Source organism: Gymnodinialimonas ceratoperidinii, assembly GCF_019297855.1.
GTDB classification, from domain to species: Bacteria; Pseudomonadota; Alphaproteobacteria; order Rhodobacterales; family Rhodobacteraceae; genus Gymnodinialimonas; species Gymnodinialimonas ceratoperidinii.
On the sequence record NZ_CP079194.1, the window covers coordinates 2,758,225 to 2,781,704 of the forward strand.

The following is a 23,480-nucleotide window of genomic DNA, read 5'->3' on the forward strand; positions in this document are numbered from 1 at the left end:
CGCGTTATCAGAGACTTGCCGGATCGTACTCCGTCTCGATCCACGCGCGCAGGCTGATCTCTCCCTCGGCCTGACGGGCCTCGTAAGCTTCCAGAAACCGGTCCAGAACGCCGGTCTTGGAGGCCCGGAAATGCAGGTGCCGCAAACCAAGCGCGCGCTTGGCCTCGGCGACCGATTTACCCTCCACATGGATCGCCCACATCGCCGCCGCCAACCCGGTCCGGTCGGCGCCCGACTTGCAATGGATCAACGCCGGCAGTTCGATCGTGTCGAAAATGTCGAGAAGGGTTAACAGCGCCTGCACCTTCGGCGCCGCGCGCGAGGCGAGCGCGGTGTTGCGCAGCTTCAGACCAAGCGCCGCGCAGGCCTCGGCCTCGAACTCATGGACCGCACCGCGCGCCCGGCGCAGGCTGATCACCTCGACGATGCCCCGCGCCTTCCATGCCGCCAGCGTCGCGGCGTTGGGATGGTTGGACCGGTACAGCCCCTCGGCGATCTGCCCTTCGTTCGTCCAGCGTTTCCGCAGCAGACCGTGATCGACCGTATCGGCATAGAATTGCCCTTGCCAGCGCCCGCGGGGACTGTCGATCTTGCCGTCGTAGCGACGGGTCCAGACCGCCAGACCGGCAGCCACTTTTTGTGCGAAACTCAAAGACATCCCGTTCATTTGTTGCAGCCGCGCCAAGAATGCAAGGCTTCCGAGCGGGCGGTGCGAATGACCCGTAGACAGGCCCGCCCCCCGGCGCGAGGATACCTCCATGGCCGAGACGCCTTCCACCCCGCGCGGTCCCGATGCCGTCACCCACCTGCTGCCCGCCGGAGAGCTTCCCGCGGGCTGGACGCTGTTGGAGGGCCAATACGAGATCGTGCGCCTGATCGCCTCGGGCGGTTTCGGCATCACCTACCTCGCCCGCGACACCCTGGGCCGCGACGTGGCGGTGAAGGAATGCTTCCCCCTCGGCCTCGCCCAACGCGCGGCGATGTCTCACACCGTCAGCGCCACGTCGGCGGGAACCTCGGAACACTTCGAAACGGCACGCGCCCAATTTCTGCGCGAAGCCAATATGTTAGCGGGGCTGCGCCATCCCAATGTCGTCCACGTGCAAAGCCTGTTCGAGGAAAACGGCACCGCCTACATGGCGATGGATTTCATCCACGGCCGGGACCTGAACGAAGAGATCGAGGACGCCCCCCTGCCCCCCGAGCGCGTGCTGTCGCTAGCGCGAGAGCTTCTGGGCGCGCTCGATTATGTGCACGCGCAGGGCGTGCTGCACCGCGATATCAAACCCCAGAACATCCGGATCGATACCTTCGGCAAACCGAAGCTGATCGACTTCGGCGCCGCGCGCGCCGAGACCCAGGCCCGCTCGCGCATGGCCGGCACGTTCCGGGTGGTGACCGATGGCTATTCGCCCCACGAATTCTATGTCTCGGGCGCCAAACAGGGGCCGCATTCCGATCTCTACGCCCTCGCCGCGACGCTGCATCACCTGATCTCCGGCGCGGCTCCGGTGGCCGCCGACGAACGCGCCAGCGCCATGGCGACGGGCCAGCCCGACCCCTATCAACCCATCGCCGGGCGCTTCCCCGACCATGATCCCCGCCTGCTCCATCTCATCGATCGCGCCCTGCGCATGGTGCCGGAGGATCGCCCCGCCAATGCCGCAGCTTGGTTAACCGCGTTAACCGATGCACCGATCAGCCCGGAAAGCGCCGACGCTCCCGCCGCACGTGGCGCGGGGTTGGCCAAAGGCGTGGCCCTCGGCGCACTTCTGGCGGCTCTGGTCGGCGCAGGCATCTGGGCCGTGCAGCCTCCGTGGCTCACCCCCGGCATGGAGGAGATGCAGGCGGAAATGGCGGGGCTCTCGACGGCCTTGGCCGATGCGACCACGGCGCGAGAAACAGCGGCTAACAATTTGATTGCACTGGAGGAAACTCTCGCCAGCGCGCAGTCCGAATTGGCCCGACTGGAAGCCGCCAGCGGTGACATGACGGCGACCCTGGCCGAACTCGACGCCGCGCGAGAGGCCCGGGACGCCGCCGCCCGCCAGATCGCCGACTTGCAGGCAGAACTCACTGCACAGGATGCGCTTGCCGAGGAATTGCTCTCTACGCAGGCGCAACGAGAAGCGGCGCTGTCACGGGCCGAAACCGCCGAGGCGCAGGCGGCCGAGGCGCAGACGCGCCTGACTGAGGCCGAGACGGAGACCGGCGCGTTAACCAATGAGATCGAGACCCTCGAGGCCGAGGGCGAAACCACCCGCGCCCGCGTCAACGCGCTGGAGGCGAGCCTTGCGGAAGCCACCTCGCGCCTCGTGGAAGCGCGCACCACGGCGGCCCTTCTGGCCCGCGCGGAGGCCGATCTGTCGACCACCGAAGCCGCGCTCAACGCTGCCACGATCCGCGCCGCCACCCTTGATGCGCAGCTTGATCTGGCGGTCGCCCAAGGGGCGGAACTGGAGGCCGTCGAAGCAGAGTTGCGCCGGGTCGAGGGCGCGTTGGAGACGGCCGAAGCGGCGCGCCTCAGGCTCAGCGAAGAGATCGCGGCGTTGGAAAACGCGCCCCTGCCCAACCTCGCCGAAGTCAATTCTCTGCGCGAGAACGTGGCAGAACTCGAGCGTGAAAACAGGGACTTGCAAGGGCAACTCGCGGAGCTCGAGGCCAGCAACGACGCACTGACCGCTGCCCTCACCGAAGCTGAAGCGGCGCTGAGCGCGGCTCAGCAGGCCGCCCTTGAGGCCCGCGGCGGATGGGAGCCGCAAGCCACGCTGCGCGCCCCAAACGGGACCTTCGCCCTGCTGCCGCGCTTCTCGTGGGACAACCGTCGGATCGCCGCGGTCGACAGCACCGGGGGCATCGCGCTCTACGACCGGCGCACCGGCACCTACGAGGCGCATCTGGCGCGCGGCATCCCGGATCGCGTCGTCCGTCTGGGCTTTTCTCCGGGCGGTGCCTACCTGATCGCCACGACCCCTGAAGGCGCGCCCAATAGGCTCTATGACGTGCGCAGGCGCCGCGAAATCCTGCGGTTCGAGCCGGTCACGGTAACCACGGCCAACCGCGCGATCAGCACCGACGAGCAGTTTTTCGTCTACACACGCGCCAGCGAGAACGGGATCGTTAACGTCGTTAATACTTCGCTCGCAGCCCTTGCCGATCCCGATGAAACCGCCACCGAGCGTGTCATCACCTCGGTTCCCGCCGGCACCTCCATCCGCGTCGCCTTCTCGGAAACCCGGAATGAAATCAACGTCCTGACCCCTTCTGACATCCGCGTCTTCGCGCCGGATGGGACGCTTCTGCAGACCGCGCCCAACCAGATCGGCGCGGTCGCGGCCCTTGCGCCAATCGGCGAGGATCAGGGGTTCCTGGTCCTCCACGGTAACGGCGACGTGAGGATTTACGACAATCTCATCGCCCAAAACCTGACCGAGACGCTGGCCGCCCAGACGACTTACGCAACCTACCGCCTCTCCGGAGATCGCCTCAATTTCCTGCGCGCAGGCACCGAGCGGTGGGAGGTGATCGACCTGCTGTCCGGAACGCTCCGCGGCACCGGACCGATCGATGCCGACACGCGCGACGCCACGCTTTCGCTTTCCGCCGACGGCCAGATGATCTTCATCGGCGCGACCGAGACCCGCGACGCGCGGCTTCTGGACGTCGCCACAGGGTTGGAAATTCAGAACTTCGGCGATGCGGCGCAGGGCTATTTCAGCTTCGACAACAGCTACCTCGCCACCGGTCGCGACGCCGGGGCGGAGGCGCAGATCTGGCGCATGGGGGCGGCTGAGTACGGGTCCGACCTGAGCGGCTGCACCGAGATCGACCGCGCGATGGAGGGCATCCCGATTTTGCCCAACGCCCTGGAAAGACGGCGCAATTTCTCGGTCGCAGCGGGCGGCTCGATCAGCCTGACCGACTGTCTGGATGTGCAGGACCCGGCCTTGCGACGTGCGCTCTCCCGCCGTCCACTGGGTGTCTACGTCAGCCGCGCGCCCGATGTGGCGATCGACATCCTCGGCACCGGCCGTGACTACGCCGCCGCTGTCTCTGTCGAGGCCAGTTGCGCGCCGACGATCATCGCGCGCTTCGGCGACGACTGGCGTTTCGCGCCGCCGGGTGCGCCCCTCAGGCTCTCGGACAGCGGCCGCACGACCCGCGCGCTGGACGTCTGGCTCGCGACACCGGAAGGGGTCGAATGCGACGCGCGGATCACCCTCGCCGGGAACGTCGAGAACTGATTAACCAAGCAGCAGGTAGAGACTGGAGCCGATGATCCAGAGCGAGGCCAGCGTCTTGAGCCAGAGCGCGCCCAGAAGCTGCGCGATCCCCTTGGCCAGCGCGCCGCCCACCACCGCCCCCGGCACTGCGATGAGCACGATTTCAAGCCGGACGAGGCCCGCGAAATAGCCATCCCACACGCCGACCAGCACGCAGACGACGCTGACCCAGACCGCGACGGCGATCGCGACCTTGGTCGGAAAACGGCGCAGGATCAGGTAGATGGCAAGGAACTCTCCGATCCCGACCGAGAAGAGTGCCGTCACCATGCCGCCGATCACGCCGATCCCGAGCAAGGCCCAAAGCTCCCTCGGCGAGACCCAAAGTTTGCGCTCCCGCGCTGCTTGCCGCCGTTGCGCCCAGGCAAAGATCAGCAGCGTGATGCCGAGGCTGAGGGAGAAGAGTTTGAACCAGATCAGCAGCGTCGCGCCGGCGATCTCCACGTAGGTTTGCGTCAGCAAAAGCGCCGGCACGCCGGTTGCCAGCGGCGCAAAGGTTAACGCCATTAACGTTTGCCCCGAGACCCTCTCATCCCAGGCCAGCGCCTCTTTCACGAAGATAGCGCGCGCCCAAGCCAGCGCGCCGACGGACATGCCAAAGCACTGGATCGCGAAGGAGACGGCCACCGATTCCTCCGGTTTCAAGGTGGCGATCCGCAGCAATTCCGGCGGCAAGGCGATGCCGCCCTCCTGCAGCGCGGTGAAGATCGGCACAAAGACCACGCCGCCGCCCGTTCCCGTCGCATTGGCGATGATCGCGCCGATCACGCCTACCGGGAAGAAGAACCAAAGGCCCGTCAGCACGCCGAGATCGAGCGCGCTTTGCCCGAGCAACCAGAGATAGCCGAGCAGCAGGAGGCCCAGGTGGGTCGGCACCCAGACACGAGTTATGGCGGCCATCGGGCTTTTCACAGCTTGCCGAACTGGCCGCCCTTGAAGCGCCAGCGGAGGAAGAGGACTTGCATCGGGCCGAGGAGCACAAGGAAGGAGGGCACGAAAACCAGCGCGAAATGCAGCGCCGGGGTGCCGAGGCTCTGGAACGCGGTCTCCGGCAGGAACGGCACGAGGCCCGCGCGCGCGAGGAAGTAGACCACGCCAAATTCCACCCACGAGAAGAAGGCCTGAAACGCGAAGGGCCAGTCCCTCTCCCACCGCAAAGATTGCGCGAAGATATAGAGCGGGTCGAACAGCAGGCCCATGCCGACCACGGCGCAGAGAAACCAGAGGTAGATTTGCACCACCGACCAGTCCCACCGCCAGCCGGCCTGCGCCATGCCGAACAGGATCGTGATGGGTAAACCTATGACGAGAAACAGGAATATGCGTGTTTGCAGGCGGCCTGAGAGGGTCGGGATCATGGGCGCGCTCCGATCATCCATTTCGTCCAGCCGAGCGTCGAGCGCAGCGGGCCGAGGGGGCGCACCTTGTGGTGACGCTCTACTGCCAGGTGATCGACCGCGCGCAGGGCGGCGTATTGCAACCCGAGGAAGCTGTCGACCGCCAGATACGGCCCGCCACTCGTGATCGTGCCCGCGGCGTAGACCCGCCCGGCATCATTGCGCAGGCGCTCGATCTCGAAGTCGTCCGAGCAGGCCAGACCCGTCGCCTGCAACGGCCCCTCCCCCTCGGCGCTGTAGGCGTGATTGCGGGGGAGGTCGTAGGTTTCAAGCAGGTCCGCAAGCAGCGGCGCGCGGCTGATGTCCGCGATCAACCCCGTGCAATCAATAAGATAATCGGCGTTGATCTGCGCAACGTTGCCCTCCGGTGTGGCGATCTCGACGCGCACGCCGGCGGGTTGCGCGCCGTCGGGCGGCAGCGGCGACAGGCGCTCGATCGCGCCGAAAACCGGGCGGTACCAGCCCTCCTCGCTGCCGCGCTCCACGATCTCCATCCAGTCGCGGCGCTCGGCCGTTGTCGTGCCGCCCAGTTGCGCCAGAAGCGCGCCGCGCGTGGGGGTGTCGGCCGCCTCGTAGAGCGCGCGCAGGTCGCCGCCCCAGCAGGATTTCGGCCAGTTGAAGGGCTGGATCTGCACGTCATTGCGCACCATCCGGCGCGCCTGCCCGAACTGCGCCCCGTCGCGCGGGCCCAGCGCGCCGCGCATGGAATGGACGATGCGAAGCGCCGGATTTTTCGCCCGCGCCTCGTGTAGCCGCTGAATGATCCGAGAGGCCACGATCCCCCGCCCGCGCACCACGACCTGCACCGGGCCGTCGCGCTTCTCGGCCTCCAGATACATCTGGTCGTGGGGCTCATAGGCATTGGCCACCTGCGCCCGCGCCTCGGGGTGGTTGCTGATAAACGTCTGGAAATCATCGACAAATCGCGTGGCGGGGTAGCCTGTCGCTAGATGCACGACATCTGCCACGAGGTAGCGGTTGCGCGCCGCGCCGATCGCCTCCCCGCCCCAAAGCTTGTAGGCCACGGCGTAGCGCCCGTCCGTGGTTTTGCGCAGGCCGAGCACCTGCGCCTTGACCAACATCTCCGCCCATCCAATCCGCGCGGCCTCTGCATCGAGGCTGTCGAACACATCGCCCGCCCGCGGCGTGTAGGATTGTGCCAGGGTGGGCTCTGCCAACACTTGCAGGAGGCCCGCGAAGCCGGTGCCCCGCGCCGCCTCGCGCAGCGCGTATCCGGGGAAGCCCCACATGTTGTCGGGGCGGCTTTGCGAGTTGGAGCGCAGCCGTTCGTGATCGGGTATCTGGCTGTTCTTGCAGTATCTTTTGTAGGTCTGATAGCAGGTCTTCTCGGTGCCGATCACCGTGATGTCGGTGGCCGACACGCCGTAGCAGCGCAGGTGATCGACCCAGGCGAAGCTGCCCAGACCGCCCCCCACGGCGCAGAACCGCGCCTCTTCCACCGGGTTGCCGGAAGCGCGCAGGGCCACCACGTCGACGCTATCGCGCGCGCCGAATTCCGCATCGGGGAAGCGTCGGCGCGAGACCGGGGGCGCGTCGTCATCGGTGATCACCAGGCGGCTGACGAGGCTCGCATCCACCGCCACGCCGCCCACATCCGCCACACGCGCCTTGCTTTCCGCCGGGCCGAGAAGCTCCAGCAGCCAGCCCGGCAGCGAGACCTGATCGCCGACTGAGAGCGTCACTTCGTCGATGCGGGTGCCATTCACGAAGGTGCCGTTGGTGGAGCCCTCATCGCGCACCGCGACGCGCTCGGTCTCCAACACCAGCGACAGGTGGCGCCGCGATACGGCATCGCCCGAAAGCGGCACATCGGCGGCCTCGGTCTTGCCGATCAGGAAGCTGCCCGGCTCTTCGCACAGCAAGATCCGTGAAGGGCCGATCGTGTTGCCGTCGATGCCGATCTGGCGCACCCGGAACCGGACGGGATATTCAATCATCCCAACACCTTAGGAGTGCACCCAGTAGGAGACCCCATCGCCCAGACGCTGCCCGCAGTAGCGGCAATTCTCGCCCGGCAGATAGGGGTTGAGCTGGCGGCAGGCGGGGTTGGCGCAGCTCAGCCCCTTGCCGTCTTCCGCCGACATGATCCGCAACATCTGGCCGCGGATCTCGACCGTGTCGAGGTGGTCCATCGGCACCGTTTCGTCGGCATCCAGCGCGCGCCGATTGTGGGTGACCTCGCCGGTGACGCCGCAGATGGCCTCGATCCCGCCGCGCCCGTCGGGGCCGACCATCACGAGGCACATCGCCCCCTCATCCCGGCTCTCGGCCAGCGCCTGCCGCGCCCCGCCCGGACGGCGGCGCATCAGAACCTCCGCCCCCTCTGCCACCAGCGAAATCGAGACCCCGTCGAGGTCCAGCGCCTTCAGCCGCCCGGTCGAGGCGCTGTCGTAAACGAGGTGGAGCGGCTGGCCGATCGTCTCCACCTGCGCGACCCGAGGCGCGCTGACGGTGATGCGCAGGCCGACCGTATCGAACGCCCGCAACGCGCCCGGCGCCATCCGCACGGTGCCGCCGCGCCCCATGGCGACCGGCGCGCTGCCGCCCGGCCCGATCTGCGACACGCCGTTGGAGGAGTGATCCGTCACCACGACGACCCCGTCGGCGTCCTGCGCAATCGTCATATGTTGCCGCGACAGCGTGCCGAACCCATCGCCAAAACTCACGATCTGGCCGTCCCCGGCGCTCAGACGGCCGGTGTTGTCGGGCCCGGCCCGGCCCAGTTCGACCGGCAGGCGCAGGCTTTGCGGGGCCACGACCGTCGCCATGGTGGCGGCAAAATGTATCGAGATTTCAACGCTGTCCTGCATCTCAGCCCCCCGACCGGCGGGAAGCGTCCGAGGCACTTGGCAAGCGCTGCTCCCGCTCCGAGATCGGCTGAGCCTCGGGGACAAGCGGCGCGACCGGCGCGCTGATACCCTCGCGCAGCGGGGCCACGGCCGGCGCATCGGTTTGCGGCACCAGCGAGGGGCTGCCCGCGCGCGCCGCGAATTTCACCGGGAGTACGGCAACAGGCGCGGCCACGGCGTCAGCCACCTCCGCCACGGGCGCCGAGGGCGGCGCGGGTCGCGCCGTCGGCACCGCCGTGGTCGGAGCAGTGGCACTATCGTCGAAGACGGGCGCAGGCGCGGCGGTCAGGGCCTCGACGGCGCTGAAGGTACCGGTTCCGACACTTCCCGCGCTCCCCTCGCCACCAGACGAAGCCGTGCCCGGCGCCAGGCTGGCGGCGGGCGGCGCGGGCACAGGTGCGGGTGCAGCCTCGGGCGATGGCTCGGGTTCTGGCGCAGGCTCAGGTGCCGCGGCGATCTCCAACGTCTCGGGCGCGCGCGCGGGATCCTGTGGCGTGAACACCCCAGGTGCTACGAACGCCACGGCGGCCATGGCAGCCGCCCCGCTCAACAGCGCGACCGGCACCGGCCACCGCCGCGCGCCCGCAGGCCGGGGGATGTCGGTGGGCGTCGCCGCGCGGGGCGTTGTTGCCGCCGCCGTCCCGACGGCGCGCTCCGACGCCACGACACCGCTTGCCGCCGCGCCCGCGTGAGCGCCGCCGCCAGCCCCCGCCGCGTGCGTCAGTTGCAGCACCATGATCGCGGTGTTGTCCTGGGTCGGGTCGTCGCGCTCCTGCAAGGCCGCGATCAGGGCGCGCGCGATCCCGGCGCTGCTCTCGCCCGCCGCGACCGCCTTGCCAATGATCGCGGAAATCTTTTTGTCGTCAAGGAATTGCACCCCGTCCGAGGCCTGCACCAGCACATCACCGGGGTCGAGCACCGTTGCGGTTTCCGGCACGTCCATCGCCTTCAAGGGGCGTCCCATCAACACCGAGGTCAGCGCGTTTCGGTCGGGGTGGGCTGTCGCCTCGGCCTCGGTGATCTCTCCGGCTCGGGCCATCTGGTCGATCACCGGCGCCATCGAATGGTCCGCATTCAGGCGGCGCAACCCGTTCTCGCGCCAGAGGTAGAGCGGGCTGTCCCCGACCGAGGCCCAATAGAGCCGATCCTCGAAGATTACCGTGGCAAGGAAGGTCGTTCCCATGCCTTTGAGGCGCGGATCATCCGCCGCCCGGTCGCGCAGCACCTCGTTCGCCGTCTCGATGGCCGAGGTCAGCTCGGCGTGGAGCGTTTTCTCCAGCGCCGGGCCGTCGTGGATCAGGAATTTCAGGTGGCTGGCCGCGTCGATCACCGCCAGCCGCGAGGCGAGGTCCCCCGCCGCATGGCCGCCCATCCCATCGGCCAGCACCGCGAAGCCCCGGTCCATGCCGCCGTGAAAATCGGCCAGCAGGGTATCCTCCTGATAGGGGCGCGCGCCCTGCCAGAGGGCCGTGGCAACATCGTAGCCGGTCGGGCTCATGCCTCGGCCCAATCGAAGTCCGGCCCGCAGAGCGCGACGAACCGCAGGCAGGTCTCTCCGACGCGCAAGCTGTCGCCATGGTCCAGCGGCACGCTCTCCAACACCGGCGCATCGTTGAGCCGGACGATGTTGGTCTTGCCTGCGTGGCTGAGGAAAAACCGCCGCGCCTCGGCGTCATAGGTCACGTAGGCATGGGCCGCGCGGCTGATCGCCGTGTCGCCGAAATCGAGCTGCACATGGGTCTCATCCCCGCGCCCGATGGCATTCATCCCGGCGCGCAGCGGCCGTGTGGCGCCGCGGCCCGCCCCCCCCGTCACCACAAGCCAACCGACCGGCGGCGTCTCGGTGGCCGCGGGGGCCGGCGTGGCATCCGTCTCGGTCGGGCGCGTGTAGCCGAGGATGCGCGTCTTGGGCCGCGCATGGCCCGCCGCGTCACGCCCGCCCCGGTCGGTCTCCGCCTCGGCCGAGGGTTCTGCGACCGGCCGCGTGGCCCCCGGCGGCGTGACATGGGGCACTGCGGGCGACAGGGCGTCGGCGCTGAATTCCTCGGTCAGGATGGGTTTCTTGGCCATCGGCATCCTCAAGCTACGTCATTGAATTGGTAGCACACTCCGCCGGAAGGTGAAGGAGTTTGGTCCGCTCCGCCAGTGGTGGAAACCCGCAGGCCAGCGCCGCGCCGTGGGTCAATCGTTGTCCGAGAGGCCCGATCCCGCACCGGCCCGGCTGGCCTCGGTCGCGGGCGCATAGGTGCGCGCGGCAAAGACGTGGAGCGCGTCGAGGCTGTCGGCATCGGGATGCGCGCGGGTGGCGCGGGCATCGGACGCGATGGCGCAGGCCATCAGCCGCACCATCTGTGGCCCATGGGGCTTCGACGAGGCCTCCAGCGGCGCCAGATCCCGGCCCATCGCCACGAGGAACGGCCGCAACAGCAAGGGCGCATGGACCGGCCCGACAGGCCCATCGGGGGTCAGATCAGCGTCCGAAAGGTAAGCGCCGAGGGCCAGAGGACACAGCGCATCGCGGGGGGCCGCAAGCGTCTCAGGATCCGGCGCCAGTTCTGTCGCTGTGCGGCCGTCCGTAGCCTGCAACAGCGCCACCAGCGCCCCCGCCCCATCGAGCTCTCGCGCACACAACCAGCGCACCGCGTGGCCCGCGTCCTCGGCGACGCCCACGGCCCGCCCCGCCCCGCGCGCGGCCTTCGTGCAGAGCGCCTGAAGCTCCCCCAGCGACAGGTCGAGCGTCATCCGGGCGCGCCTTCCAGCGGCGGATAGCTCCATCCATCGGGGTCGCCATGAGCCAGCTCGTCGGGATAGGGCGCGTGCTGAAACATGGTGATCCGCAGCCAGCGATCGGACCGCGGATCAAAGCGTGTCGCGCCGAAAAAGCTCAGCTTCGCGCGCAGAAGATCGATCGGCGCCATCTCCGCGTGGGTCGTGTTATCGCGGATCTCGGCATAGGGATGGGTGGCCGCCATCTGCAGCCGCCGCAGCGTGTGGCGATGCTCGGGCGCGCGCAGCAGAAAGCGCGCGACCGGCCCCGACTGCCCTTCCAGCGCCGCGTAGAGCTTCGCCGCATCATGGGCCGGGCAGAGCGCATTCGCATAGGCGTCGAGGTCTTCTTCCGCCCGCTCGCCCAAGCGCGGCTCCAGCTTCTCGGCCGAGGTATACCAGACCCGCGCGCAGGCCTCGGGCGCGTCCCAATCGGTGGCAAGCGCCTTGGGATGAATGCGCTCGATCAGCGCGCGCACGTCGGCAATCTCCATCTGGCCGTCGATCCGCGCCGGCGTTTCGTCCACGGACATCGTGTCCGCAGCGTGATCGATCAGCGGACCGTAGGGCTCCAGCAGCAGCGAGGCCAATTGCTCCTGCCCCTCCAGACCCAGATGCGCCTCGCCCCAGCGCCAAAGCCTGTCCCACGGCTGCGCGGCGTCGAAATCATGCGCCGCGACCTGCGCCGTCAACGCGGCCATGTCGGCGCGCAACTGGGCCAGTTTCGCCTGCTGCAACGGGTGGGCAGAGTGCCATTCCTCGGCGTTGCGCCGCGCCCGCGCGGTGAAGCTGCGGAAGACCTCGACCTCCTCGGCATTTGCGTGGCTCAACCCGCGCACCTCGGCCAGCGCCCATTCGCGCGCGGCCATCCAGCGGTGGATCAGCCGGGGGTGGTTGACGAGGAACGGCGCCATGCCGAGGCCGGTGGAATTGCCGATCCCGAAGCGGCGTTTCAGCGCCGGGTCCAGCTTGGCGGCCTCGGGGTTTTGCGCCCGCGCCATGTGACCCACCAGATCCATCACGAAGGTCCGGATCAGGTAGACGGTCAGCATCTCCGCCTGAAAGGGCGCGGCAAGCTCGGGCCGTGCCGCGATCACCGCGCGGTCCGCGGCGCCGAACTTGGCCGATCCGTAGACCGCCGTCGTGCGCATCAGGTAGCCCACGTCATCGATCTTGGCGGCGTCGGGCTGTTCGCCCCGCGCCAAGGCGGCCACCACGTCGTCCCACATCCGGACCGAGCGGTTGGCGCGGCTGAGCGTCAGCACCTTTTGCGAAACGCGCCCCGCTTCCTGCTTCGGCACATTGGCCCGCAACACCTCGATCTCGGCTGCCGTAGGCACGCCGTCGAAGAGCACGAAGGTCGCGTCCCACGCGGTCGCGATGACCCGGTCGCTGCGCTGGTCGGCGGGCAGATCATGGGCGAAGGCGACCAGCGAATAGGCCCGCGCGTCGCGCGCCGCGCCCGTGCGCGCGGTATAGACAGCATGACCCTCGCCGCGGGCGTCGACCGACCATTCCGGCCGGAAGAACTGCCAGCCCTCCCCCTTCATCCGGCGCAAGAGCACCCGCATGAACGACAGCCGCGACTGATGCATCGATCCCATGCGCGCCAGTCGCATCACCTCCTGCGGGTCGCGCATCGTGACGGTCTGGGGCGCGGGCTGTTTCATTGCGGACCGAAGTTCTTGTCAAAGAAGTCGAGCCAATTGCCCCCGATCAGTGCCGCGACGCTGTCGGCGTCGAACCCCACGGCGCGCAGCCCCTCTTCCAGCTTCGGGAAATCGGCATTGCTGCGAAACCAAGGCGGCTGCGGCGGGAATCCCGCGTTGTCCTTGGAGCCTTCGCCATAATCGATCTGTTTGGTCCAGCGCCCGACGCGCATCCATTCCACGACACTGTCGGGCTGATCCTGACACAGATCGCTGCCGATGCCGAAATGACGCACGCCGTATTGCGCGGCCGCGTCCATCATCGCGCCGCAGAAACTGTCGAGCGTGCACGCGCTGCCGCCCTTCAGGTGATGGGGATAGAGCGAGAATCCCATCATCCCGCCGCGGGCCACCACCGCCTCGATCACCGGGGCGCGCTTGTTGCGCCGCGCGGGGTGCCAATCGTGGGGATTGGCATGGGTAATCGCGATCGGACGCGTCGAATGTTCCGCCGCCTCGATGGTGGAGCGGTCGGCGGAATGGCTCATGTCCACCACCAGCCCCACGCGGTTCATCTCTGCGATCACTTCCCGGCCCATGCGCGTTAGGCCGGGGTCTTCCGCCTCGTAGCAGCCCGTCGCCAGCAGCGACTGGTTGTTGTAGGTCAGCTGCATGAAGCGCAGCCCGAGGGTGTGGAGGATCTCCACCAGCCCGATATCATCCTCGATCGGCGAGGGGTTTTGCGCCCCGAAGATGATCGCCGTGCGCCCCGAGGCCTTCGCCGCCTCGACATCCGCCGCTGTGCGCGCCTGCACGATCAGGTCGCCGTGATCCTCGAAGTAGCGGTTCCACCGCTCCATCTGCAAAACCGTCTCGCGGAACACCTCGTGGTAGGCGATGGTCACATGCACCGCGTCGAGGCCCCCTGCCCGCATCTCCTCGAAGATAGGCCGCGACCAGTTACAATATTGTAAACCGTCAATTCTCATCCGGCGATCTGATCCTCGCGACCTTCCTGCGTCAAGCGCCAAGACCGGCGGGCCATGGGGCCACGCCGGTTTTGCGGCGCTGCCCGCCTCAGCATTGGAAATACATCGCGTATCTGTCGCGCACCGCGCGGTCGAGGTCCGGGGCCACCTGCGCGCGCGCCTCGTCCAGGATCGCCTCCTTCCGGGCGATGGCCGCAGACATCAGGTCGGGCTTCTGGTTCTCCTCCCACTCCTTCGGGCTCATCCGGTTGCCGAGGGTCGGGTAGACGAAATCGCATTGCATCAGCGCCAGCGTCTTGTCGGTGCCAAGGTAGTGGCCGGTGCCGCCGAGGCAGACCTCCGCCATCTGGTCCAGCGCCAGCGTTTCCTCGTTCACCTCGATCCCGCGCACGCAGCGCATCGCCTGTCCGATCAGATCGTCCGAGAGGATCAGGCTTTCCAGACAGAACCCCAGAAGCGAGGCGTGCATCCCCGCCGCCTCGTAGACCATGTTCAGTCCCGAGAGCCCTGCCATGACGTTGGAGCACATCTGCTCCCAGCCTGCCTGCATGTCGGGCATCTTGCTGTCCGAAGCGCCCCCCGCCGCCCCGCCGGGCAGCCCGTAGAACTGGTGCATCTGCGCGCAGGCCGACGACAAAAGCGCCTGCTCGCCCGAGCCGAGGCACATCGCGCCCGTGCGCAGGTCCAGCCCGAAAGGCCAGGTGCCGAAGATCGCCGGATGCCCCGGCTGGATCGCGTTGACGTAGACCATGCCCGCAAGGCACTCCGCCGTGGCCTGCGTCACCGCGCCCGCGATGGTCGAGGGCGCCGTGGCCCCTGCCATCCCGGCGCTCAGCAGCAGCACCGGCATGCCCGCGCGGATGCAATGCTCCATCGTCTCGCAGCTTTCGGTGGCGAATTTCATCGGCGGCACCACGAAGCAGTTGGAGTTCGAGATGAAGGGCCGCGCCCGCCACGCCTCCTCGCCGCCCGCGAGCATGTGGATCAGTTCCATGCACGGCGCGACATGGGAGGGATCGCTGAACGACATGCCGACGTGTTTCGTCGTCCCCGCCACGCTGGCGTAGATGGAGTTGAGGTCCATTTCGAGGTTGTCGGCAACGTCTCGGCAGACCATCGGGCGCTGGAAGAAGTTCACGTTATCAAGCACCTGCGTGATCCGCGCGGCGTTGTAGAGGTCCTGCGCCGTGCTCTCGCGGTAGCTGTTGCTGGCCGGATCGACGATATGCACCGCCGCCCCCGCGGTGCCGTAATGCACCTTGGTGCCCGTCAGATGCAGGTCATGGGCCGGGTCGCGCCCCGGCAGCGTGATGCCGCGCGCCGCCTGCCCGAGGGCGTCCTCCACCACCTGCCGCGGGAAGCGCAGGCGGCCGTCCGCGCCGTGGATCGCGCCGACACCCACCATCGCCGCGATGCCCGAGGGCGGCGCGTCGGCCAGCCCGATCGTCTCCAATGCCTGCAGCGCCGCCTCGTGGATCTGCTGCACTTGCGCTTCGGTCAGCACCTTCAGCGTGCCGCCTGCCATTCCGGGCCGGATTGGGCGCAGATCGTCGGGCAAGGCCGCCGCCCGCGCCGCCACCCGCGCCGCCCGGCCGCCGCCGCGCCGGCCCTTGCGTTCCATCGCCTCAACCATCGCTGCCACCCTCCCTGAGCATCGCGTCAATCTCGTCGCCCGAAGCGCTCTGCTCCAGCCCCGTGAAATCACCTGCCATGACCCCCGCCATGGCATCGCGGATCGCCGCATGGGTCACCCGCGCCACCTGGCTGCCGAGCGAGATCCGGCGCACCCCCATCGCGGCCAGCTCCGCCAGCGACAGGTCCTGCAGCGGCCCGACCGACAGCACGTTGACCGGCGCCTCGACTGCGGCCATCACCCGCGCCAGCTCGGCGCGGCCCGGCGGCAGTGGCAGGTAGAGGCAATCGGCCCCCGCGGCCTCGAAGGCCTGCAGGCGGCGAATGCCCTCGTCCAGATCGTAGAGCCCGTTCATCACCCCATCCGCCCGCGCCGTCAGCACGAAGGGCCGCCCGAGGCCGCCCACGGCCCCCACGGCGGCGCGAATGCGCTCGGCGCTCAACTCCGCGTCGTAGGCGTGCAGCCCGCCGTCGAAGCCCATGTCCTCGATCCCGCAGCCCGAAAGCCCCACTTCCGCGGCCATGCGGATCGTCTCGGCCACCGTGTCGGGATCGTCGCCAAACCCGTTCTCGAAATCGCCCGAGACAGGCAACGCCGTGGCGCTCAGGATCTCCTGGGCGTGGGCCAGCGCCTCCTCCCGGCTGACCCCGCCCATGTCTGGCCGCCCCAGGGTGAAGGCATGGCCCGCCGAGGTCGTGGCCAGCGCCACGGCGCCCGACGCCGCCATCATCCGGGCCGAGCCGCGATCCCACGGGTTCGGCATCACGAAACACCCCTCCCGATGGAGCGCCGCGAAGGCCTCATGTCTCTGCAACAATGTCATGCGAGCCTCCCGAGTGCGTGTCTGACAATGATCTTGTGGGGGATCAGGACCACGGCGAGGTAGAGCCGCCCGGTCCAATGGTTGAACCAAATCCGCGTGGTCATCGCGGCGCGACCGGCCTCGAGCCGGGTCTCCAGCGTGAAGGTCAGGTGGCGATCCTCGAGCCCCAGTTCGTAGAGGTCATCGCGCTCGCGGACGACCGGCAGGTGCAACATGCCGGGGGTCGGGGCTTCGGGCGGGCTGTCGATGTCGGAGAGCTGTCTCTGCGCCGTTTCCGGCGCCATCGCCGGGGTCTTCAGACCCATCCGGCCCACGACCCCGTTGCGTATTTTCATCGCCCGGTTCACCCAGGGCGGCATCTGGCCGAGCGCGATTTCATAGGCCGCGCGCGCCGTTGGTATCCCGGCCCTGACGGGCGCGGTCTGCGCGTCCGACCAGTCGGGCGGGCGCAGGGGGCGCTTCAACCCGGTCACGGGAGCGATTCCAGCCGCCGCGCGATCTCGGCGATATGGGCAGGCCCGACCTCGCAGCAGCCGCCGATGATCGTGGCACCCTGCCCGACCCACTCCATGACGTGATCGGCATAAGTCGCGGGGCCAAGGTCCTCGCGCGAGGTCAGGGCGTCGACCGTCGGGCTGTCTTCGAGGAACCCGGCGCTGATCTCGGTGAACCCGTTGGCATAGGCACCGAAGGGCACGCCGGCTTTCGCCAGTTCCGCCAGCGCGGCGGGCATCGCCTCGGGGATCGAGCAATTGGCCAGCAGAGCCGCCGCGCCGTCGCAGGCCGCGACCGCCTCGGCCAGCGGCTCGCCCGAGCGCAGGCGGCTGCCGTCCGTGTCGTCCACCGTGAAGGCGATCCAGACCGGCACGCCATGGCCCGAGGCGCCTTCGAGCGCCGCCTTCGCATGGGCCACGGAGGCCACGGATTCGCAGATCAGCAGGTCGCAGAGCGGTGCCTGCAGCGCCGCCACCTCCGCGAACCGCGCCACCGCCTCCCCGTGTTCGGGCTGCAAATCCGGCCGATAGGACGCGCCGAGCGGCCCGATGGCCCCGGCCACGCGCCCCTTGCCATGGGCATCACGCGCCGCGCGCGCCTGTTCCAGCGCCAGACGGTGCAGCGCCTCGAACTCCTCCTCGACCCCGGCTTTCACCAGCCGGTCGCGGTGGATCGCATAGGTGTTCGCCGTGGCCACCTGCGCGCCCGCGGCGAAGTAATCGGCATGGACCGCGCGCACGAGGTCGGGCGTGGCACGCATCACGTCCGTGGACCACAGCGGCGTCGCCGGCGCGTCCGAGCGCGCGATCAACTCCTGCCCCATGCCGCCATCCAGAAGCGTGATCTCCATGCCGTTCTCCTTATCTGTGCCGGCGCGGCCCGCTCATGCCCGGATCCGCGCATTCTCCGCGTCCCAGATCGGCCCGTCGCCCAATACTGTCGCCTTACAGATATCGCCGTAGATGTTCACGTCCAGCTCCGTCCCCGGTTCCGCCAGATCCGCGCGCAGCATCGCCAGCGCGACCGAATGGCCGACCCGGTAGCCCCATGCCCCGCTGGTGGTCTCGCCCACCACCTCGCCGCCGTGGGTGATGGTGGACATGTAGGGCGCGTCGGCCTCGCCCGCCTCGACCTTGAGGACCGCGAAGCGCTTCTTCGGACCCGATTGCTTTTCTGACAGCAGCGCCGCCTTGCCGGGGAAATCCTGCGGCTTGTCGAAGCGGATAAACCGCTCCATGCCGCCTTCCAACAGGCTGTAATCGGTCGAGAGGTCGCCCTTCCACGCGCGGTATCCCTTCTCGATCCGCAGCGCATTCAGCGCGAACATGCCAAACGGCGTGGCGCCCGCCTCCAGCACTGCGTCATAGAGTGCCGGGATATCCTCGTTCGCGGCGTGGATCTCCCACCCCAATTCGCCCGCGAAGGAGACCCGCGCCAGCGCGCAATCGATGCCCGCGACCTTGGCGACCTGGTGGCTCAGCCAACCAAGCGACAGGTCCGCCTCGGTTCCGATCTTCTCGAAGAGCGCGCGCGATTTCGGGCCGGTGACGATCAGCGTCGAGTAATCCCGCGTGTGATCGGTCAGGCTCACCCCGTCGGGCAGGCCCGCGCGCCAGAGCACCTCGTAGTCGTGCCATTGCGCCCCGGCGGCGGTGATCAGGGTGAAATGCTCCTCGCCGTGACGCAGCACCGACATCTCGGTCAGGATGCGCCCGCGACTGTCGGGGAAATAGGCGAGGTTCATCCGTCCGACCTTGGGCAGCGCCCCGGCGATGCGCCCGCGCAGCCATTCCGCCGCGCCCTCGCCGCTCAGGTTGAAGCGCGAGAAGCCCGGCAGGTCGAGCACGCCGACCCCGTCGCGCACCGCCTCGCATTCCTCGCGGACCCTCGGCTCCCACGGACCGTGACGCCCCCAGGTCTCGGTGGCCTCGAGCGAGGTGTCATCGCCCGGCTTGGCAAACCAGTTGGCCCGCTCCCAGCCGCCATAGGCGCCCATCTGGCCGCCCAGGGCGCGGACCTTCCCGTCAACGGGCGAGAGCTTCTTGTCGCGCCCCGCGGGCCAGGCCTTCCAGGGGAAATGCATCCCGTATTCGTGCCCGTAGGTCTCCAGCGCCTTCTCGAGGCAATAGTCGTGATCGGCGAAATCAGTATAGCGACGCGGATCGCAGGCCCACATGTCCCACTCGGTCTCGCCATGCATGATCCACTCCGACAGCACCTTGCCCGCGCCACCGCCCTGCACGATGCCGAAGGTGAAGGAGTGCGCCTCGAAGGCGTTCTCCACGCCGGGCATCGGCCCGATCATCGGCAGACCGTCCGGCGCATAGGGAATGGGCCCGTTGATGTTGCGCCCCACGCCGCCCTCGCCCAGCAGCGGCACCCGCGCCATGGCATCCTCGATGTACCACTCCAACCGGTCGAGATCGTCGGGGTAGAGCTGGAAGCTGAAGTCTTCCGGCATCGGGTCCTCGGGCGTCACCCAATGCGCCTTGCAGTTGCGCTCATAGGGCCCGAGGTTCAGCCCGTTCTTGTCCTGCCGGAGGTAATAGGAGCTGTCGACGTCGCGGATCAGCGGCAGCTTGCGGCCGTTGGCCTCGGTCCACTCCTTCACCGCCGGGATCTCCTCGGTCAGGAAATACTGGTGGCTCATCACCACCATCGGCACCTCGCGCCCGCCATAGGGCTTGAACCACTCCCCCACCCGCTGCGCATAATACCCGGCCGCGTTCACCACGTATTCGCAACGGATCTCGCCCTTCTCGGTCTCCACGATCCACTCACCATTCTCCCGCCGCACACCAGTCGCCGGGGTGAACCGATGGATCTGCGCACCCAGATCCCGCGCGCCCTTGGCCAGCGCCTGGGTCAACTGCGCCGGGTCGATATCGCCGTCGTAGGGATCGTAAAGGATGCCGCTCAGGTCATGGGTCTCGAGGAACGGATACATCTCCTTCGCTTCCTCGTTCGACAGCATCGCCATGTCGATGCCCTGGTATTCCGCCATCCCCAGAACCCGCTGGAACTCCTGCGCGCGCTCCTTCGTGTGGCCGAGCCTCAGCGACCCAGTCACATGATAATTCATCGGATAATCAACGTCATCGGCCAGCGTCCGATACATCTCCAGCGAGTAGCGCTGCATGTTCAACACCGCCCAGGAGGTCGAGAAGTTCGGACAATTCCCCGCCGCGTGCCAGGTCGAGCCCGCCGTCAATTCGTTCTTCTCCAAAAGCACGCAATCGGTCCATCCGCCCTTCGCCAGATGATAGAGCGACGAGGTGCCAACCACCCCTCCGCCAATGATTACCACGCGTGCCGTCCGGGGCAGGTCTGCCATCTCGTCTCTCCCGATGCGCCCCTCACCGGGGCGCCAAATCCATTGCTCGGCCTCAGTATCACCAACCTGCCTCCCCACTTCAATCTGCCCGCCGCATATGTTTTAATCGACAAAACCGATTAGGCCCCGCCCCCGCTCCCTTCATCTTGGCCGCTACAACTCCGGGGGAATGCGGACCCCGCTCCGCATGGGGGCAGAGCCCCCTCCGACCCCGCCACCGAAAGCCCCCGCCCCATGCAGATCGACCAGATCGAAACCTTCCTCGACCTCCTCGACACCGGCTCCTTCAACCGCACCGCCGACCGGCTCGGCGTCACGCAATCGACCATCTCGGGCCGGGTGAAGGCGCTTGAGAAGGCCTTGGGCGAGCGCCTCTTCGAGCGCTCCCGCTCCGGCACCCAGCCCACCACCGCCGCGCTGCGCTTCGAGATCCACGCCCGCGTGCTGCGCCGCGCCTGGGCTGATGGGCGGGCCGACGTCAAACCCTTCGGCGCCGCCGTCATGCTGCGCATCGGCATCCAGCACGACCTGATCGACAACCACGTGGCCGATTGGCTCGCCGCCCTGCGACAGGCGCTGCCCGATTGCGGCTTCTACGTCGACGGCGATTATTCCACCCAGATGTGCCGCGATCTGGAGACCGGGACCCTCGATCTCGGCGTCGTCTTCACCCCCCGCCCCTCGCCGGATCTCTATTTCGAGAGCATGGGCGACGTGGGCTACCGAATGGTCTCGGACGCGCCGCGCCGGTTGGCCGAGGTCACGCCCGCCGATTACATCCTGCCCAGCTTCGCCCCCGCCTTCTCCCAGACCCACGCGACGCTGCTGCCCGGCCTCAGCCTCGGCAGCGTGTCGAGCGGTCAGGCCGCCGCCGTCCGCGGCCTCTTCCTTGCGCTCGGCGGCAGCACCTACCTGCCCGACGAGATGGCGCAGGCCCTTATCGCCGAAGGCACGGCCCACCCCGTCCCCGACGCGCCGCCGATCACCCAGCCGGTCTTCACCGCCATGCACCTGCGCAACCGCCACCGCGCGGGCTATCGGCGCCTCGCCAAGGTGCTCCGGGGGCGACTCGGCTGATCACCCCTCCCTCCCGATCCCGGCATCGGGCAGCGGATTTCAGCACACATCGCGACGCCATCACCGGCCCGGTTGATCTGTATACAGGCGTTTGCCACTAGTTCTTGCGAGGCGTCGAGCACAGGCAAGAGCCAGACCACAATTTGGCCACATAAGCAGTTGAAACTTGATCGACCGCGCCCCGTGAGATGTCGCGTCAGAACCCCACAAGGCTGCCCAGGGCGGTTGCGTGACCCATCAATGCGTATGCGATCGAGGAAAAGATCATGACGACTGAAAATGCCAACTCCGTCTCCCGCCGCCGGGCCATGGCCCGCATCGGCGGCCTTGCCGTCACCTGCTATACCGTGCCGTCGGTCATGACCCTGTCGGCGGCCCACGCGGCCTCCGGGGCAAGCGCGGCCTCCGCGGCCAGCGCAGCCTCTGCAGCCAGCGCAGCCTCCGCTGCAAGCGCGGCATCGGCGGCGAGCGCCGCATCCGCTGCCAGCGGCGTATCGGCGGCCAGCATGGCCTCGGCCGCCAGCCTTGCCAGCGGCGCAAGCGGCCCGACCGTGATCACCGCAGACGAATGTGTCTCCGGGGGCGGTCAGGTCGTCACCAGAGCCGATGGCGTCAGCGTCTGCCAGAGCTGATCCCGGGGGGCGTCTTGCCCCTCAACGCCAAACAACCCCGGAGGCGCGAATAGCGCCTTCGGACCCTCCGCAAACCCACCCCCATCCGACGTCCAAGCGCCCCTCAACCGTCGCTTCTTCGTCGGCATCATCCGCAAAATCTCCACCGGGAAGGTACGGTTTGACGGACACCACCTACCTGCATTTCGACAATCTCGATCATCCGGTGGCCCTGACCGGCGCGCAGGCTCTAAAGCCTCTGATCTCGAAAATTCTCGCGCAATGGCCTCACCGCGAGACCCCCGATACGGCAATCCCGCCCTTCGCCTCGATCAAACCCACCGCGACGGGTCAGGCCCGTGGCCCTTGGGCGCTCTCCACACGCGACGCCCCCGCAGTGGAGCGGCAATGGGACGATGTGAACGTCGTCTGCGATTTGGTCTCTGAAATGGCGTGGGAGCTGATCCGCTCCAACCCGAGCCTCCTGTGCCTGCACGCGGCCGCGGTCGATTTCGGCGGCAGCCTTGTCGTGATGCCCAATGCCCGCCGCGCCGGGAAAAGCACCCTCTGCGCAGCGCTGTCGCGCCTTGGTCATTCGCTCTTCACCGATGATTTCCTCCCGGTCCGGTACGAAGCTGAAACCAGCGCCTACCATGGCATCGCCAACGGCGTAGCCCCACGCGTGCGCCTGCCCCTGCCCGCCGCCTTCAGCCCCGCCTTTCGCGACTGGGTCGCGTCGGACGGCGGCCCCGCCAACGCGCAATACAAATACCTGGTAGAGAGTGACGTGGCCCCCGGCGGCACCGCGCATCCCTTGGGCGCGATGGTGGTGCTCACCCGAAGCGAGGAACCCTGCGCCATGAGCCTCGCGCCGATGGCCCGCGAAGACGCCCTCTCGACGCTGATCACCCAGAACTTTGCCCGTCAGCGACACGCGGCCACGATCCTGAATTCCGCCGACAAGATCACCGAGCGCTTGCCAATCTTTCGCCTCACCTACCACTCTGGTGAGGCCGCCGCGGCCTTCCTCTCCGCACATCCGGCCTTGCAGCAATTGCAAGCGGTCCGGCACGGCGCGCCGCTCGATGATTTGCGGCAGGCCCCTCTGGACCCCGCAGAGCCGCCGCCGACGACGACGCGCCCCGCATTCGACCCGTCGGCAGCCTATGCCCAATGCGCGGGCGTGGTCGAAACCACGGTCGGAGAAGATCATTTCCTCGCCGATCACACCGGCCGCACGATCAATCGCCTCAACCCCGGCTCCGCGATCATCTGGCGGCTTCTGGCAGAACCGAGCACGCTGGCAGAGATCGTGGAACTGGTGCGCGCGCTCTTCGACGAGGCCGATCCCGCACAGGTCCGGTCCGATAGCGAACGCGCGATGCGAGACCTCTTCGAGGCAAGCCTCATCACCTGCCACGACACCCCCGAACCATCCCCGACCCGCGCCTGACGGGCGCGCTCTGGCGGGAGGTGTGCCGGCAACAAGAGCCGCGCTCTGTTGAGTGGACTTCAGGGTTGGAAGGAGGGTTTGGGCATCGCACCAACGCCGC

The 23,480-nt window shown here is 68.1% G+C and carries 19 protein-coding genes; 4 read left to right on the forward strand and 15 right to left on the reverse strand.

The features are described 5' to 3' along the window. Positions 1 to 7: 7 nt before the first annotated feature. Positions 8 to 658 (reverse strand): tyrosine-protein phosphatase, encoded by a 651-nt coding sequence (locus KYE46_RS13345; protein WP_219001107.1) that lies wholly within the window; start codon positions 656 to 658, stop codon positions 8 to 10. 100 nt (positions 659 to 758) lie between these two features. On the opposite strand from KYE46_RS13345, the gene KYE46_RS13350 reads away from it, so the two are divergent. Further along, a complete protein-coding gene (locus KYE46_RS13350) occupies positions 759 to 4,244 on the forward strand; it encodes a WD40 repeat domain-containing serine/threonine protein kinase (RefSeq protein ID WP_219001108.1) in 3,486 nt (1,161 codons plus the stop codon). Here KYE46_RS13350 and KYE46_RS13355 read toward each other — a convergent pair whose 3' ends face one another. From KYE46_RS13355 to KYE46_RS13420, 14 genes are all read right to left on the reverse strand, one after another. Continuing rightward, positions 4,245 to 5,183, reverse strand: a complete 939-nt coding sequence (locus tag KYE46_RS13355; protein ID WP_219001109.1) for a sulfite exporter TauE/SafE family protein — start codon at positions 5,181 to 5,183, stop codon at positions 4,245 to 4,247. It lies immediately after the preceding gene. Positions 5,184 to 5,191: 8 nt separating this feature from the next. After that, positions 5,192 to 5,641 carry a hypothetical protein gene (locus KYE46_RS13360; protein ID WP_219001110.1) on the reverse strand — a complete coding sequence of 150 codons (450 nt, stop codon included), beginning with the start codon at positions 5,639 to 5,641 and terminating at the stop codon, positions 5,192 to 5,194. Then, the gene (locus KYE46_RS13365; protein ID WP_219001111.1) at positions 5,638 to 7,638 is read right to left on the reverse strand and encodes an FHA domain-containing protein; all 2,001 of its coding nucleotides are present in this window, start codon (positions 7,636 to 7,638) and stop codon (positions 5,638 to 5,640) included. Before KYE46_RS13365 ends, KYE46_RS13360 begins: the two co-directional genes overlap by 4 nt. A 9-nt stretch (positions 7,639 to 7,647) precedes the next feature. Further along, a complete protein-coding gene (locus KYE46_RS13370) occupies positions 7,648 to 8,511 on the reverse strand; it encodes a hypothetical protein (protein ID WP_219001112.1) in 864 nt (287 codons plus the stop codon). Between the two features lies 1 nt (position 8,512). Then, entirely contained in the window at positions 8,513 to 10,048 is a 1,536-nt protein-coding gene (locus tag KYE46_RS13375; protein ID WP_219001113.1) for a PP2C family protein-serine/threonine phosphatase, read from the reverse strand. Continuing rightward, complete coding sequence (locus KYE46_RS13380) at positions 10,045 to 10,620, reverse strand: FHA domain-containing protein (RefSeq protein WP_219001115.1); 576 nt, start codon at positions 10,618 to 10,620, stop codon at positions 10,045 to 10,047. Before KYE46_RS13380 ends, KYE46_RS13375 begins: the two co-directional genes overlap by 4 nt. 111 nt (positions 10,621 to 10,731) lie before the next feature. Continuing rightward, a complete protein-coding gene (locus tag KYE46_RS13385; protein WP_219001117.1) occupies positions 10,732 to 11,292 on the reverse strand; it encodes a DUF3726 domain-containing protein in 561 nt (186 codons plus the stop codon). Next, positions 11,289 to 12,986: a hypothetical protein gene (locus KYE46_RS13390; RefSeq protein WP_219001119.1), complete on the reverse strand. Its 1,698-nt coding sequence runs from the start codon at positions 12,984 to 12,986 to the stop codon at positions 11,289 to 11,291. Before KYE46_RS13390 ends, KYE46_RS13385 begins: the two co-directional genes overlap by 4 nt. Beyond that, on the reverse strand, positions 12,983 to 13,954 hold the full coding sequence (locus KYE46_RS13395; RefSeq protein WP_219001121.1) for a membrane dipeptidase: 972 nt from the start codon (positions 13,952 to 13,954) through the stop codon (positions 12,983 to 12,985). Before KYE46_RS13395 ends, KYE46_RS13390 begins: the two co-directional genes overlap by 4 nt. Before the next feature lie 88 nt (positions 13,955 to 14,042). Next, positions 14,043 to 15,587, reverse strand: a complete 1,545-nt coding sequence (locus KYE46_RS13400) for a trimethylamine methyltransferase family protein (RefSeq protein ID WP_247716978.1) — start codon at positions 15,585 to 15,587, stop codon at positions 14,043 to 14,045. After that, entirely contained in the window at positions 15,580 to 16,410 is an 831-nt protein-coding gene (locus tag KYE46_RS13405; protein WP_219001122.1) for an isocitrate lyase/PEP mutase family protein, read from the reverse strand. Before KYE46_RS13405 ends, KYE46_RS13400 begins: the two co-directional genes overlap by 8 nt. Beyond that, positions 16,407 to 16,883 carry a DUF2867 domain-containing protein gene (locus KYE46_RS13410; RefSeq protein WP_219001124.1) on the reverse strand — a complete coding sequence of 159 codons (477 nt, stop codon included), beginning with the start codon at positions 16,881 to 16,883 and terminating at the stop codon, positions 16,407 to 16,409. Before KYE46_RS13410 ends, KYE46_RS13405 begins: the two co-directional genes overlap by 4 nt. Next, on the reverse strand, positions 16,880 to 17,755 hold the full coding sequence (locus KYE46_RS13415) for a homocysteine S-methyltransferase family protein (RefSeq protein ID WP_219001127.1): 876 nt from the start codon (positions 17,753 to 17,755) through the stop codon (positions 16,880 to 16,882). Before KYE46_RS13415 ends, KYE46_RS13410 begins: the two co-directional genes overlap by 4 nt. A 33-nt stretch (positions 17,756 to 17,788) precedes the next feature. Further along, the gene (locus KYE46_RS13420; RefSeq protein WP_219001129.1) at positions 17,789 to 20,239 is read right to left on the reverse strand and encodes a GcvT family protein; all 2,451 of its coding nucleotides are present in this window, start codon (positions 20,237 to 20,239) and stop codon (positions 17,789 to 17,791) included. Positions 20,240 to 20,473: 234 nt separating this feature from the next. Here KYE46_RS13420 and KYE46_RS13425 point away from each other — a divergent pair, with 234 nt between their 5' ends. The 3 genes from KYE46_RS13425 to KYE46_RS13435 all read left to right on the forward strand — a co-directional run bounded on the left by KYE46_RS13425 (position 20,474) and on the right by KYE46_RS13435 (position 23,380). After that, on the forward strand, positions 20,474 to 21,316 hold the full coding sequence (locus KYE46_RS13425) for a LysR family transcriptional regulator (protein WP_219001131.1): 843 nt from the start codon (positions 20,474 to 20,476) through the stop codon (positions 21,314 to 21,316). 266 nt (positions 21,317 to 21,582) lie between these two features. Beyond that, positions 21,583 to 21,948 (forward strand): hypothetical protein, encoded by a 366-nt coding sequence (locus KYE46_RS13430; protein WP_219001133.1) that lies wholly within the window; start codon positions 21,583 to 21,585, stop codon positions 21,946 to 21,948. A gap of 160 nt (positions 21,949 to 22,108) precedes the next feature. Continuing rightward, positions 22,109 to 23,380 (forward strand): PqqD family peptide modification chaperone, encoded by a 1,272-nt coding sequence (locus KYE46_RS13435; RefSeq protein WP_219001135.1) that lies wholly within the window; start codon positions 22,109 to 22,111, stop codon positions 23,378 to 23,380. Positions 23,381 to 23,480 lie beyond the last annotated feature (100 nt).